The sequence below is a fragment of the Micrococcus sp. R8502A1 genome (assembly GCF_006704135.1).
In the GTDB taxonomy this organism is placed as follows: domain Bacteria; phylum Actinomycetota; class Actinomycetes; order Actinomycetales; family Micrococcaceae; genus Micrococcus; species Micrococcus luteus.
The window spans coordinates 63,055-76,121 of the sequence record NZ_VIGS01000002.1; the positions used below are offsets into that span (position 1 = coordinate 63,055).

Annotated in this window: 12 protein-coding genes, 1 tRNA gene and 1 pseudogene; 8 read left to right on the forward strand and 6 right to left on the reverse strand. The window is 72.3% G+C overall.

What is annotated here, in order from left to right:
- Positions 1-44 precede the first annotated feature (44 nt).
- Positions 45-118, reverse strand: a tRNA-Arg gene (locus FLM69_RS00930).
- Positions 119-316: 198 nt separating this feature from the next.
- Between FLM69_RS00930 and FLM69_RS00935 the strand changes: the two genes are divergently transcribed.
- Both FLM69_RS00935 and ettA read left to right on the forward strand, forming a co-directional pair.
- The gene (locus FLM69_RS00935; protein ID WP_036381125.1) at positions 317-868 is read left to right on the forward strand and encodes a single-stranded DNA-binding protein; all 552 of its coding nucleotides are present in this window, start codon (positions 317-319) and stop codon (positions 866-868) included.
- Between the two features lie 98 nt (positions 869-966).
- Positions 967-2,649, forward strand: a complete 1,683-nt coding sequence (gene ettA / locus FLM69_RS00940) for an energy-dependent translational throttle protein EttA (RefSeq protein WP_036341629.1) — start codon at positions 967-969, stop codon at positions 2,647-2,649.
- A gap of 186 nt (positions 2,650-2,835) precedes the next feature.
- Here ettA and FLM69_RS00945 read toward each other — a convergent pair whose 3' ends face one another.
- Positions 2,836-3,855, reverse strand: coding sequence for an acyl-CoA thioesterase II (locus FLM69_RS00945; RefSeq protein ID WP_036341631.1), 1,020 nt, complete (start codon positions 3,853-3,855; stop codon positions 2,836-2,838).
- A gap of 78 nt (positions 3,856-3,933) precedes the next feature.
- Between FLM69_RS00945 and FLM69_RS00950 the strand changes: the two genes are divergently transcribed.
- A complete protein-coding gene (locus FLM69_RS00950; RefSeq protein WP_036381128.1) occupies positions 3,934-4,644 on the forward strand; it encodes a hypothetical protein in 711 nt (236 codons plus the stop codon).
- 40 nt (positions 4,645-4,684) lie between these two features.
- Here FLM69_RS00950 and FLM69_RS11420 read toward each other — a convergent pair whose 3' ends face one another.
- From FLM69_RS11420 to pepN, 3 genes and pseudogenes are all read right to left on the reverse strand, one after another.
- The gene (locus tag FLM69_RS11420) at positions 4,685-5,158 is read right to left on the reverse strand and encodes a globin (protein WP_167754995.1); all 474 of its coding nucleotides are present in this window, start codon (positions 5,156-5,158) and stop codon (positions 4,685-4,687) included.
- 168 nt (positions 5,159-5,326) lie between these two features.
- Positions 5,327-5,758: pseudogene (locus tag FLM69_RS11425) on the reverse strand (OsmC family protein); the annotation flags it as partial.
- 126 nt (positions 5,759-5,884) lie between these two features.
- On the reverse strand, positions 5,885-8,506 hold the full coding sequence (gene pepN, locus FLM69_RS00960) for an aminopeptidase N (RefSeq protein WP_135039839.1): 2,622 nt from the start codon (positions 8,504-8,506) through the stop codon (positions 5,885-5,887).
- Positions 8,507-8,703: 197 nt separating this feature from the next.
- Between pepN and FLM69_RS00965 the strand changes: the two genes are divergently transcribed.
- Together FLM69_RS00965 and FLM69_RS00970 are read left to right on the forward strand one after the other, a co-directional pair.
- On the forward strand, positions 8,704-9,177 hold the full coding sequence (locus tag FLM69_RS00965; RefSeq protein WP_135039838.1) for a ribose-5-phosphate isomerase: 474 nt from the start codon (positions 8,704-8,706) through the stop codon (positions 9,175-9,177).
- A complete protein-coding gene (locus tag FLM69_RS00970; protein WP_135039837.1) occupies positions 9,178-10,089 on the forward strand; it encodes an Fpg/Nei family DNA glycosylase in 912 nt (303 codons plus the stop codon). It abuts the gene before it with no gap.
- A 15-nt stretch (positions 10,090-10,104) separates the two neighbouring features.
- Here FLM69_RS00970 and FLM69_RS00975 read toward each other — a convergent pair whose 3' ends face one another.
- On the reverse strand, positions 10,105-10,965 hold the full coding sequence (locus tag FLM69_RS00975; RefSeq protein WP_036381140.1) for an NAD(P)H-binding protein: 861 nt from the start codon (positions 10,963-10,965) through the stop codon (positions 10,105-10,107).
- Between the two features lie 153 nt (positions 10,966-11,118).
- Between FLM69_RS00975 and FLM69_RS00980 the strand changes: the two genes are divergently transcribed.
- From FLM69_RS00980 to FLM69_RS00990, 3 genes are read left to right on the forward strand one after another with little or no spacing between them, the layout of a single operon-like run.
- Positions 11,119-12,393 carry a glycosyltransferase gene (locus FLM69_RS00980; RefSeq protein ID WP_235186461.1) on the forward strand — a complete coding sequence of 425 codons (1,275 nt, stop codon included), beginning with the start codon at positions 11,119-11,121 and terminating at the stop codon, positions 12,391-12,393.
- Positions 12,390-12,569, forward strand: a complete 180-nt coding sequence (locus FLM69_RS00985; RefSeq protein ID WP_036381144.1) for a hypothetical protein — start codon at positions 12,390-12,392, stop codon at positions 12,567-12,569. The genes FLM69_RS00980 and FLM69_RS00985 overlap by 4 nt, the downstream gene beginning before the upstream one ends.
- A gap of 14 nt (positions 12,570-12,583) precedes the next feature.
- Positions 12,584-13,060, forward strand: a complete 477-nt coding sequence (locus FLM69_RS00990) for a hypothetical protein (RefSeq protein ID WP_228062851.1) — start codon at positions 12,584-12,586, stop codon at positions 13,058-13,060.
- Positions 13,061-13,067 lie beyond the last annotated feature (7 nt).

Sequence of the window (13,067 nt, forward strand, 5' to 3'; positions counted from 1 at the left end):
GGCGGTCGTCGGGCGTGCTCGGACGGCTCCGCCCCTGGTCTGGGTGCCCCAGGAGGGATTCGAACCCCCGACCGGCGGATTAGAAGGCCGCTGCTCTGTCCAGCTGAGCTACTGGGGCTGGGCCGTGTCAGTCTAACGGCCGCCGGCCGCGGCGCCGTCGGCTCCTGCACAGTCGCCCGGGGACCTCCGCGCGTCCCCAGACCGGCCCCGATCCTGCCGGGGTGCCCCGCGGTGGGGTTGTCTGGCCATGGCGGATCAGCCGATGCGCCGACGACCCGCCCCGGCGCCCACCGGGGCCCAGCCCAGGAGGCACACCATGCAGGACCTCATCACCGTGCGCGGCTTCGTGGCCACGGACCCCGCCACCCGCCACACCGCATCGGGGGCCGCCGTGACCGGCTTCCGCCTGGCCACCACCGAGCGGCGCTTCGACCGCGAGACCGCCGAGTGGGTGGACGCCCACACCAACTGGTACAGCATCTCGGCGTTCGGCCAGCTCGGCTCGAACACCGCCCAGTCCGTGAAGAAGGGCAACCCCGTGATCGTCACCGGTCGACTCCGGGTCCGCGACTGGTCCTCGGGCGAGCGCTCCGGCACGTCCGTGGACGTGGTGGCGGACGCCGTCGGGCTGGACCTGGGCTTCGGCTCGGCGGCGTTCCAGCGCAGCCAGCGCGCGGCCGTGCCGCGCCCCGAGTCGGCCCCGCGCGACGACGACGCGTCGGGCGGGCGGGCCGGCGCGGTCGGCGACGGGTTCAGCGCGGGCCTGCCGGACGGGTTCCAGGGTGGCGACGCCCCGGCCTCGCCCGGCCCGGACGAGTCGGACGCGGGCGCCCCCGGGCGCGAACCGGCGGCGGCCGGCGTCGCCTGACCACGGGGCGGCACGGAGCACGGAGGGGGAGCGGGCTCGGTGGTCGCGGGATCGGCACGATGAGTGGAATCCCGCGGCCACCGACTAGCCTGGGCCGCATGGCGGAATTCATCTACACGATGGTCAAGGCCCGCAAGAAGGTGGGCGACAAACTGATCCTGGACGACGTCACCATGTCGTTCTACCCCGGGGCGAAGATCGGCATGGTCGGCCCCAACGGCGCCGGCAAGTCGACGATCCTGAAGATCATGGCCGGGCTGGACGAGCCCTCGAACGGCGAGGCGCGGCTCTCTCCCGGCTACTCGGTGGGCATCCTGATGCAGGAGCCCAAGCTGGACGAGTCCAAGACGGTGCTCGAGAACGTCCAGGAGGGCGTCGGCGAGATCTACGGCAAGATCCAGCGCTACAACCAGATCTCCGAGGAGATGGCGAACCCGGACGCGGACTTCGACGCCCTCATGGAGGAGATGGGCGAGCTGCAGTCCGCCATCGACGCCGCGGACGCGTGGGACATCGACTCCCAGCTCGAGCAGGCGATGGACGCCCTGCGCACGCCCCCGGGGGACGAGCCGGTCACGAACCTCTCCGGCGGCGAGAAGCGGCGCGTCGCACTGTGCAAGCTGCTGCTGGAGAAGCCCGACCTGCTCCTGCTCGACGAGCCCACCAACCACCTGGACGCCGAGTCCGTGCTGTGGCTCGAGCAGCACCTGGCCTCCTACCCGGGCGCCGTCATCGCCGTCACCCACGACCGGTACTTCCTCGACCACGTCGCGGAGTGGATCGCGGAGGTCGACCGCGGCCGCCTCTACCCGTACGAGGGCAACTACTCCACCTACCTGGAGACCAAGCGTGCCCGCCTCGAGGTGCAGGGCAAGAAGGACGCCAAGCTCGCCAAGCGCCTGGCCGAGGAGCTCGACTGGGTCCGCTCCAACACGAAGGGCCGTCAGGCGAAGTCCAAGGCCCGCCTGGCCCGCTACGAGGAGATGGCGGCCGAGGCCGAGAAGACCCGCAAGCTGGACTTCGAGGAGATCCAGATCCCGCCGGGCCCGCGGCTGGGCACCGTCGTGATCGAGGCCAAGGACCTGAAGAAGGGCTTCGGGGACCGCGTCCTCATCGACGGCCTGTCCTTCTCCCTGCCCCGCAACGGCATCGTCGGCGTGATCGGCCCGAACGGCGTCGGCAAGACCACCCTGTTCAAGACCATCGTCGGCCTCGAGCCCCTGGACGGCGGTGAGCTGAAGATCGGCGAGACCGTGAAGATCTCGTACGTGGACCAGTCTCGCTCCAACATCGACCCCGAGAAGTCGCTGTGGGAGGTCGTCTCGGACGGCCTGGACTACATCAAGGTCGGCAACGTCGAGATGCCCTCGCGCGCCTACGTGTCCGCGTTCGGCTTCAAGGGCCCGGACCAGCAGAAGAAGGCCGGCGTGCTCTCCGGCGGTGAGCGCAACCGCCTGAACCTGGCCCTGACCCTCAAGGAGGGCGGCAACCTGCTGCTCCTCGACGAGCCCACCAACGACCTCGACGTGGAGACCCTGACCTCCCTCGAGAACGCGCTGCTCGAGTTCCCGGGCTGCGCCGTCGTCGTCTCGCACGACCGCTGGTTCCTGGACCGCGTGGCCACCCACATGCTGGCCTACGAGGGCACCGCGGAGGACCCGGCCAACTGGTACTGGTACGAGGGCAACTTCGAGTCCTACGAGGCCAACAAGGTCGATCGGCTCGGCCCCGAGGCCGCCCGCCCGCACCGGATGACGCACCGCAAGCTCACGCGCGACTGAGCCGACGCGCCCCCGGGCGCCGCGCCGACGACGGCCCGCCGCGATCACGTGATCGCGACGGGCCGTCGTCGTGTCGGGGCGGGGTCCACGTCGACCACGACGAACGGTGCGCGCGGCGCGGACGGCGAGCCGCCTCACCCATGGCAGGGCCCGATCGGCAGTCTCACCCCCTGCGAACCCGCCGGGTCAGCGCCGCCAGCTGCGGCGCAGCACCGTCCGCAGGGCCATGCGCTGGGCCGCGCCCCGGGCCCGTGCCCGCCGGGCGGCGGCCCCCTCGGGCAGGCGGATCATGCCCTCCTGGGCGACCGTGGCCACGAGCGTCCCGTCCTCGGTGAACACGGCGCCCGTGCCGAGGCCGCGCGCGCCCTGGGCGCTGGGGGAGTCCTGGACGTAGAGCAGCCACTGGTCGACGCGGGCGGGCCGGTGGAACCACATCGCGTGGTCGAGGGAGGCCACGGACATGCCGGGCTGGATCCAGGCGACGCCGTGCTGCCGCAGGATCGGCTCGAGGAGCGTGTAGTCCGAGGCGTAGGTGAGCGCCGCCAGGTGCAGCGCGGGGTCGTCCGCCAGGGGCGTGAAGGTCTTCATCCACACCATGTTGCAGTTCTCGGTCTCGGCGGCCGGCTCCACATAGATGGCCGGGGTGACATGGCGGATGTCGAACGGCCGGGACCAGGCCCACTCCTGGGCCACGGGGTGGTTGATGGCGCCCAGCACGTCCGCCGTCGTGGGCAGGTCCTCGGGCCGGGGCACTCCCTCCGGCATGGCCACCTGGTGGTCCAGCGCGCTGCCGGCGGGCTCCTGGAAGGAGCAGGTCAGGGCGAGGATGGCCTTCTCGTTCTGGGAGGCCAGCACCCGGCGGACGGAGAAGGAGCGGCCGTCCCGCAGCGTCTCGACGGTGAACGTGATGGGCTGCAGCGCGTCCCCGGGGCGGATGAAGTAGCCGTGGAGCGAGTGGGCGGAACGGGCGGCCGGCACCGTGCGGGAGGCGGCCGCCAGCGCCTGGGCGAGCACCTGGCCGCCGAACACCCGGCCGTGCGTCTGCCGGGGGGTCGTGCCCGTGAAGCGGACCTGACCCGTCACCGGGTCCGGCGCGGCCGGCGTCAGCTCCAGGATCCCCCGCAGCGTTTCGGTGGGGTCCTTCGGGGCCGAGGCCGGGCGGACCGGTGCGTGACCGGGGCGGGGACGGGGATGGCGCTGCGGCACGAACGGCTCTCCTTCGACATGGATGGACCCGCGACGGCGGGGCGGCCCGGGACGCGACGGACCTGGGACAATGCTTGCATGACCGAGCACCCCGCCGCCGCCCCCGTCCTCCGCTTCGTCGACGACCGCGCTGTGCGGGACCTCGAGCAGCTGGCCAGCCGCGCCCGGCGCGTCGCCGACACGGGCATGCGTTTGCACGTCGTGCCTGAGGCGGGGCGCTCCCGCACCCCGATGCTCGCCCAGTGGGTCTCCGTGCTGCAGCCGGCCGGGCTCGGAGACGGGGTGCCCGTCGTCCTGGGGCTGCGCACCGTGCCCCTGGCGACCGCCCACGGCGTGGCGGACCTGGACGCCGTCGTCGCCCTGGGCTCCGTCACCGAGCGCACCGCGCGGATGCGCGGCCAGGACCCCGTCGACCTGGCATTCGCCGTGCCGCCGGGCCGCGAGCACGTCACCTGGACCGCGCTGACCCCGCCCCGCGGCGGCTGGACGCCCGTGGCCGAGGTCGCCGATGAGGAGCTGGCCGAGGTGGCCACGCGCGGCGCCGACGCCGTGCGGGACGCCCTGCCCGAGAACCCGGGGGAGGCGCTGGTCCGCAGGGTCCGGGCGCAGATGTGGGGACCCCTGCTCGGGGGCGAGGCGCTGCAGTTCCCGGCCGGCATGGCCTTCGGCGCGCACGCGCTGGGCTTCCTGCGGCCCGGCGGCCGCGCCCGGCTCAGCACGGCGGGGTCGTGGACGCGCCTGGACACCCCCGGCGGCTTCGTGCTGGGCCGCCCCGCCATGGCGGTGTGAGCCCGCGCCCGGCGCGTCGAAATCGCAGCCGGGCGGCCGGTCAGGCCGAGTTCTGCAGGGAGTGGGCGGCCCGCTCCAGATAGTCCCAGAGTTCGGCCTCGTGCAGCGGGGACAGGCCCAGCGTGTCGACGGCGGCGCGCATGTGCCGCAGCCATGCGTCGCGCGCGGCCGGGTCGATCCGGTACGGGGCGTGGCGCATGCGCAGGCGGGGGTGGCCGCGCTCCTCGGAGTACGTCCGCGGTCCGCCCCAGTACTGCTCCAGGAACATGAGCAGCCGACGCTGGGCGCCCTCGAAGTCGTCCTGCGGATACATCGGGGCGAGGATCTCGTCCTCACGCACGCGGGCGTAGAACTCGGCGGTCAACCGGTCGAACGTCGGGCGGCCGCCGACGGCGTCGTAGAAGCTGGTGGCCTGACCGGGCGCGGCCGGGGCTGCCGGGGTCGCGCCGGCGGGGCCCGCCGTGGCGTCGCGGGCGCGCACCTGGTCCACCGGGGCGGGGGTGCCCTCGTGCATCACCGGCTCGACCTCGGTGGGCCGCTCCGCCAGGCCCGTCACACGGGACGGGCCCTTGGCGACGCGCGGCCGCAGCACCGCCAGGGGGGCGCCCAGGCGCGCGGAGTGGTCCGGCAGCGTCGGCGTGCCGGTGGGCGGGGCCTCGGGGCGGGCCGGCTCGACGGCGACCGGGGCCGAGAGCGAGTTCGCGATGAAGCACAGCCGGTGCGCCTCGGCGTGGAGGGCCTCGGCCCGCTCCCGGTCGGCCTCGTCCTGCAGCGTGACCTCGGGCCGCAGCGTGATCGCGGTGAACCGACCGGCGCCGTCGCCGTCCACCTCGAGCTCGCCCTCGACCCCGCACGTCATCCCCGTGACCACGACCCCGGAGGTCGCCGCGACATGGAGGTACGAGAGCACGTGACACTCGGCGAGCGCGCCGAGCAGGAGGGTCTCCGGGTTCCACTTCGAGTCGTCGCCGCGGAAGGGGCGGGCGGCCGAGGCCTGGATCTCGCCGACAGCGGCGTCCTGGATCACCACGGAGCGGTCGTAGTCGCGGACGCCGGAGGTGCCCGAGCCGCGGTCGCCCGTCCACTCGGTGCGCAGGGAGAAGGTGTGCTTCATGGGTTCCAGCCTAGCCAGCCCGCGCCCCGACAGCGGCCGGGGAGGTGCTGGAGGGCATCTTCCGTGGAATACCCACCAGCAGCACCGCCCCGCAAGCGCCGGCAGAGGCGTCAGCCGCCGTCCGGCTCAGGCCCCGGCGTGGACCTGATGCACGTGCGCCGTCGCGTGCTCGCGCGCGGCCAGGGCGCGGACAGTCTCGTCCCGGCCCTCGGCGAGGACGCGGGACAGCCCCGCGCGGGTGCCGGCCAGCCGCTCGGACAGGGCGGTGGCGCGGTCGGCGATCTCCCGGGTGACCTGGGCGGTCGGGTAGCCCAGCGTCGCGGCGGTCTCGGCCATCTCGTGAGAACGGGAGTCCCACATCGCCTCGACGCCCTCGAAGTAGGAGTCCGCGAAGGGCGCGATCAGCGCGGCGTCGTGGACCCGGGCGAACCCGATCAGGGCCTGGCGCTGCTCCGTGTTGGACAGCTCGCCGGCCATCACCCGGTCCCAGGCCGCGCGCTTCGCCTCGGCCGTCGGCACGGCGGCCCGAGCCTGGATCGCGGCGAGCGCGCCCGTGGCGGTCGCGTCGGCGCGCTCGGCCTCGGCGATCTCGGCCCCCCCGGCGCGGCCGGCCGCCACCAGCGCGGTGAGCAGCTCCCAGCGCAGGTCCGTGGTGAGGTCCAGCCCGGGCACGGTGCGGGTGCCGTCGACGAGGGCGGCCAGGCGGTCCAGCTGTGCCGTGGTGCGGGCGTGCAGGGCGAACGCCTTGACGAACTGCAGCTGGTTGTCCGAGCCGTCCTCGGCCTCCGCGACGAGGCCCCACAGACGGTCGGCCGCCGCGACCCGTACGGCCTCGGCCTGGTCCTCGGGCAGGTACAGGCCGATCGCCGTCGCGAGCTGGCGCAGCAGCGTCTGCACCACGGACGAGTCCCGCTCGTGGCCGACGTTGGCCAGGACGAGGTCGACGAACCAGGCGGCGGAGGCCTCGCCGTCGCGCACGGTGTCCCAGGCCGCCCCCCACAGCAGCGTGCGCGCCAGCGAGCCGTCCACATCCTTCAGACGGGTGGACGCGGCCTCCCACGAGGCGTCGTCGAGGCGCAGCTTGGCGTAGGCCAGGTCGTCGTCGTTGGGCAGGATCACGGCGGGACGACGGCGGCCGGCGGCCTCGGCGACCTCGGTCACCTCCCCGGCCACGTCGAGCTCGAAGCGCTCGGTGCGGGTCAGGCGGCCCGTGGCCTCGTCCACGTCGTAGAAGCCCACGGCCAGGCGGTGGGGGCGGAGCACGTCGTCGCCGGGCGCCGACGGCGAGCCGTCCGGGGCGCTCTGGCGCAGGCGCAGCGCGGTGATGGTGCCGGCCTCATCCGTCTCCACCTCCGTGCGCAGCGTGTTCACGCCCGAGGTCTCGAGCCACAGGCGGGTCCACTCGGACAGGTCTCGGCCGGACGCGGCCTCGAGCTCGGACATGAGGTCCGGCAGCTCGGTGTTGCCCCACGCGTGCTGGGCGATGTACGCGCGGACGCCGGCCATGAAGTTCTCCTGGCCCACCCAGGCCACGAGCTGGCGGAGCACGGAGGCGCCCTTGGCGTAGGTGATGCCGTCGAAGTTGACGAGCACGTCGTCGAGGTCGCGGATCCGGGCCTTGATGGGGTGCGTGGAGGAGAGCTGGTCCTGGCGGTAGGCCCAGTTCTTCTCCATGGAGGAGAAGGTGGTCCAGGCGCCGGTGTACCGCGTGTTCTCAGCGGCGGCGAGCGTGGACATGAACTCGGCGAAGGACTCGTTGAGCCACAGGTCGTTCCACCAGCGCATGGTGACCAGGTCGCCGAACCACATGTGGGCGAGCTCGTGGAGGATCGTGATGGCGCGGCGCTCGATCAGCGCCTCCGGCACGGTCCCGCGGAAGACGTACGACTCGAGGAAGGTCACGCAGCCGGCGTTCTCCATGGCGCCGGCGTTGAACTCGGGCACGAACAGCTGGTCGTACTTCTCGAACGGGTAGGCGTGGCCGTACTGGGCCTCGAAGAACTCGAAGCCCTGGCGGGTGAGCTCGAAGACGTTCTCCGCGTCCAGGTGCTCCACCAGCGACGCGCGGCAGTAGACGCCGAGGGGGATCGTGCGGCCGTCGGCGCTGGTCAGCTCCGAGTGCACGGAGGCGTACGGGCCGGCGACGAGCGCGGTGATGTAGGAGGAGATGCGCGGGGTGGGCGTGAACTCCCAGACCGCGGTGTCCACGCCCTGCGGGTTGTCCTCGTTCGCCACGACGCCGAGGGTGCGGCGGGAGGCCTCCGGCTGGTTGGACACCACGGCCCAGTGCGCCGGCGCGATCACCGTGAAGCGGAAGGCGGCCTTGAGGTCGGGCTGCTCGAACACCGCGAACATGCGGCGGGAGTCCGGCACCTCGAACTGGGTGTAGAGGTAGACCTCCTGGTCCACGGGGTCCACGAACCGGTGCAGGCCCTCGCCGGTGTTGCTGTAGTCCCCGAGCCCGTCGACCACGAGGGTGTTCTGCGCCGCCAGCGGGCCGATCCGCAGTCGGGCGCCGTCGAAGTCCGCCACGTCCAGCGCCTCGCCGTTGAGGGTCACCGTGGGAGCCTGCTCCGCCACGAAGTCGATCCACGTGTGGGTGCCCACCGCGTCCTGCGTGGCCGCGAACGTCACGGTGGTGGCCGTGTGGAAGTGCTCCGCTCCGCGGGTGAGGTCCAGGCTCACCTCGTACGCGTCCACGGTGAGGGCGGCCGCGCGCGCGGCGGCCTCTTCGCGGGTGATGTTCATGGCGGCGGCGGCGGTGGTCACGGTCGGACTCCTCCTGGGGTCGGGTGGATGCGGCACGGCCGGGCGCCTGTGATGGGGGCCATGGCACGGTGCTCCCCAGTGTGCCACCTGGCCCGGGCGTCGTCGTCGGCGTCTGAGCGCCCCGCTCCTCACTAGACTGGCGGGGACCCGAGCCACCGCCCCCAAGGAGTCTGCGCATGCGCGTCCACATCGCCACCGACCACGCCGGCATGGAGCTGTCCGCCCACCTGGTGGAGCACCTCACCGCCGCCGGCTACGAGATGGTGGACCACGGACCCACCGAGTACGACGCGCAGGACGACTACCCGGGCTTCTGCATCAACGCCGCCCGCGCCGTCGTCGCCGACCGCGAGCAGGGGCTGGACTCGCTCGGCATCGTGCTGGGCGGCTCCGGCAACGGCGAGCAGATCGCCGCCAACAAGGTGGTCGGCGTCCGCGCCGCCCTGGCCTGGAACCTGGACACGGCGCGGCTGGCCCGCGCGCATAACGACGCGAACGTCGTGGCCGTCGGCGGTCGGCAGCACTCGCTCGAGGAGGCCACCGAGCTCATCGAGGCGTTCCTGGCCGAACCGTTCTCCCAGGACGAGCGCCACGTGCGCCGCATCGAGAAGATCGCGCACTACGAGACCACCGGAGAGGTGCTGATGTGAGTGCCTGAGGGTCACTCCGTCCACCGTCTCGCGCGCCAGTTCACCGACGTCTTCGGCGGCCGCCGGATCCACGCCACGAGTCCGCAGGGCCGCTTCGCCGAGGGGGCCGCCCTGCTCGACGGCCAGGTCCTCGAGCGCGCCCGGGCCCACGGCAAGCACTTCTTCGCCGACGTCTCCGGCGGCCACGTGCTCCACGTCCACCTGGGCATGTACGGGGCGTGGACCTTCGACGGGGATCAGGACTTCGCGGCTGCGTCGTCGATCGGCGCCCCCCGCCGGATCGGCGAGCGGGAGGTCCACGACGACGGCGCCCCGCCCGCCGAGCCCTGCCGCGACGCCGACGGCTGGGTCCAGCCCCCGCCGCCGGCCGCCACGGTCCGGCTGCGACTGCGCGCCGAGCACGGCTGGGCCGACCTGATCGGCGCGAGCCGGTGCCGCGCACTCACCCCGGCCGAGGCTGCCGACGTCGTCGCCGGTCTCGGCCCGGATCCGCTGAACGACGACGATCCCGCGCCGTTCTACGACCTCGCCCGGCGGACACGGCGGCCGATCGGCGTCGTGGTGATGGACCAGGCGGCCGTCAGCGGGATCGGCAACATCTTCCGGGCCGAGGCGCTGTTCCGCGCCGGCATCGACCCGTGGCGGCCGGCCCGGGAGGTCTCCGCACCGGACCTGGCATTCCTCTGGTCGGACAACGCCGCGCTCATGCGGGAGGGCGTGCGGCTCGGGCGGATCGTCACCACGCGGCCCGAGCACCGGCCGGGGATCCCTGCCGAATCGGCCTGGCCCGAGCACGCGAACTACGTGTACCAGCGGCAGGGCCTGGCCTGCCTCGTGTGCGGGCGCGAGACGATCGTGGTGGAGGAGATGGCGGCCCGGAAGCTCTACCGGTGCCTCACCTGTCAGAGCTGACCGGGGCTTCGCCGGTCAGGCACATTCCTGCGCGAGGAAATCCTGCAGCCGTCGGTGTCCGGTCGGCGACCCCACCTGGTCGCGGGACAGCGTCCAACGGAGGAAGTCCACGCCGTCCGCGGCCGACGGGCTGACCAGGCGCACTGTGCGCGAGATCGCCGACCCCACGGAGGCGGGGACCGGGAGAACCCGCGCCTGGACGCCCCGTGCACGCCCTGCCATGGCCGCCACCTCCGACCACCTGAGCGTCTCGGGTCCCCCGACATCCCAGGTCCCCTCCACGCCGTCTGGCAGCGCGGTGATGATGAACTCCGCCAGGTCCGCCCCGTGGATCGGATTCATCCGGGGGTCGCGGGGCGATCCTGGCACCCACCGCGGGAAAGGTGACCGAAGGAGCAGGCCGAGGTCTGAGAAGAAGGCCGACGGGTTCACCAGCTGCGCGCAGGCCGCAGACCGACGCAGCACGGCCGCGAATGCCGCCTTCGCGCGCACGAGCGAGGGTTTGCCCTCGTCGAGGCCCAGCACGCCCGTGTATGTGAACGTGCGCACGCCCTGACGCAGAGCTGCATCGAGGACGGTCAGGTTGCCTCGGAAGTCGACGGCCCACGGGCCGGGACCCGGGCCTGTGGCACCCAGCGCCGATACCACCCAACGTCCCCGCGCCGCCGCCTGGGCCGCGACGTCGGGGTCCGTGACGTCACCGACGACCCAGCTGCTCGGACAGCCAGCGAGAGGCGGCGCCCCGAACGGCCCGGGGGCCTCCGCCCGTTCTCGGTCACGAACGACAGCGTGAACCTCAAGACCGGCCTCGGCTGCGGCCGCGACGATATGACGACCGAGATAGCCCGATGCGCCGACGACCACGACGGATCTCATGCATCCATCGTATTCCGACATCTGTCACAGAGCTGGACGCGATGGGACACCACGGGGCCATCGCAGGATCCCGTAAGTGAAATAATACCTTGATAGTGTGTCAAATGGGGAATCCGCAGCGATCTGCATGGTATCATACCGTTCACCAACTAGGTGCAAGCTGAGCAGCGGAGTGGCGAGGGCTGTATGCGGATTGTCTTTTCACCCGAGAGCTACAACTTGGGGGAGACCACTCGTTGCATCGAGGTCGCCGGGGCTGCCCGTGCGGCCGGTCACGAGACGAGCTTCCATGTGTACTCCGACCGATATCTGGGCTTGATCGAAGACGCCGGTCATGCAGTCCGTCTGGGATCGCCGATGATGACGGAGGAGCAGGCGCGAGAGGTGATGGACGTCGACCAGGGCCGCGGGATCTCACACCCCTTCGACCTGGAGACGGTGCGCGGTCGAGTGTCGGGGGAACTGGCGGCGATCCGCGACGCCGACGCGGTGGTGATCGGATCGAATCCCACCATGTTCATCTCGGCCCGGGCCGGGGGCGTCCCGCTCTTCTACGTGCGGCCGTACTTCTTGTCCAGGTCGTACTTCCTCGACGTGGAGGACGCGTTCCGGGCGCCGGCGCCGTTCCGGTGGGCCGCGCGCCTCATCACATGGAAGCCGAGGAGTCTGGCGCGGGTGGCCGCGGAGTATGGTGTGCCGCTTCCGGGCCCCCTGGTCGAGGCCATGACGGCCGATGTGGACCTGATCGCCTCCCTGCCGCCGGCCTTGGACCAGCGTCCCCTCAGCAGCCGAGACGTGGCGGTCGGTCCCGTCCACTACCACGCCCCCGACCCGCTGCCTGCCTTCCTCGCGGATGGCGAGGCGCCGCATCCCCTCGTCTACGTCAGCTTCGGGTCCTCAGGGTCGCCCATGGTGCTCGGCCGGGTTCTGAGCCAGCTGGACGCCCTTGGGATCGACCTCCTGGTCGGCGGGGGCGTGGAGATCCCCGCGGACGTCGCGGCCCGGCTGAGCGACCGGGTCCACCGGGTCGGCTTCGTGCCGGAGCACCGGCTCCGCGGCCTGATCGACGCCGCCGTCATCCATGGCGGGGAGGGCACGGTCCAGGCGGCCTGCCTCGCCGGGGTCCCGTTCGCCGGCTACCCCATGCAGGCTGAGCAGCGCTGGAACATCAATGAGTGCGTGCGCCTCGGCACTGCGATCCGCTTGCGTCGCTCGGACATCGTCCAAGGGAACGTGTGCGCCGTCGTCCACCAGCTGCTCACCGATGGGTCCCTCCGCCGGAGTGCCGCCGAGCTGGGAGACCGAATGGCAAGCCTGGACGGGCCCGCCCGTGCCGTATCCGTTATCGAACGCACTGTGGCGGAGTGCAGCACCACCCCGACAGCTGAACGCACCAACACCACCCCAACCCAAGAGGAATCCCCATGAACGCCCACGATCACCAGAGCCTGTCGATGCTCATCAGAGAGCGCGTCGCCGAGATCGCCGCGTTCGAGCCGGAGGAGATCACGGAACAGGCGCTGATGAACCCCTGTACCCAGTTTGGAACGTGCCCTCGAAATTGCATCACGCCCGGTCATGTGGACCTTTGCATCCTGGGCTAAGCCGTCTGGCGGTCATGAATGCTGGGGGGAGCTACCTGGTTTGGCCAGGTTGGGTCACGCATGACTTGGTTTCCAGTCCCGGACGGACCCGACGCGCCCGCCGAGCCGGGCCGCGACGCCGACGGCCGATCGGCGTCGTGCTGATGGACCAGGCGGCCGTCAGCGGGATCGGCAACATCTTCCGGGCCGAGGCGCTGTTCCGGGTCGGCATCGACCCGTGGCGGCCGGCCCGGGAGGTCTCCGTGTCGGACCTGGCATTCCTCTGGGCGGACAACGCCGCGCTCATGCGGGAGGGCGTGCGGCTCGGGCGGATCGTCACCACGCGGCCCGAGCACCGGCCGGGGATCCCTGCCGAATCGGCCTGGCCCGAGCACGCGAACTACGTGTACCAGCGGCAGGGCCTGGCCTGCCTCGTGTGCGGGCGCGAGACGATCGTGGTGGAGGAGATGGCGGCCCGGAAGCTCTACCGGTGCCTCACCTGTCAGAGCTGAGGGGCCT

What these genes read in the sequence shown, in the direction of transcription:
- FLM69_RS00935 (WP_036381125.1), top strand. Translation starts at nt 317, where the DNA reads ATGCAGGACCTCATCACCGTGCGCGGCTTCGTGGCCACGGACCCCGCC.
- FLM69_RS00975 (WP_036381140.1), bottom strand. Translation starts at nt 10,965, where the DNA reads ATGAGATCCGTCGTGGTCGTCGGCGCATCGGGCTATCTCGGTCGTCAT.
- FLM69_RS00985 (WP_036381144.1), top strand. Translation starts at nt 12,390, where the DNA reads ATGAACGCCCACGATCACCAGAGCCTGTCGATGCTCATCAGAGAGCGC.
- FLM69_RS00950 (WP_036381128.1), top strand. Translation starts at nt 3,934, where the DNA reads ATGACCGAGCACCCCGCCGCCGCCCCCGTCCTCCGCTTCGTCGACGAC.
- FLM69_RS11420 (WP_167754995.1), bottom strand. Translation starts at nt 5,158, where the DNA reads ATGCACGAGGGCACCCCCGCCCCGGTGGACCAGGTGCGCGCCCGCGAC.
- pepN (WP_135039839.1), bottom strand. Translation starts at nt 8,506, where the DNA reads ATGAACATCACCCGCGAAGAGGCCGCCGCGCGCGCGGCCGCCCTCACC.
- FLM69_RS00965 (WP_135039838.1), top strand. Translation starts at nt 8,704, where the DNA reads ATGCGCGTCCACATCGCCACCGACCACGCCGGCATGGAGCTGTCCGCC.
- FLM69_RS00990 (WP_228062851.1), top strand. Translation starts at nt 12,584, where the DNA reads ATGAATGCTGGGGGGAGCTACCTGGTTTGGCCAGGTTGGGTCACGCAT.
- ettA (WP_036341629.1), top strand. Translation starts at nt 967, where the DNA reads ATGGCGGAATTCATCTACACGATGGTCAAGGCCCGCAAGAAGGTGGGC.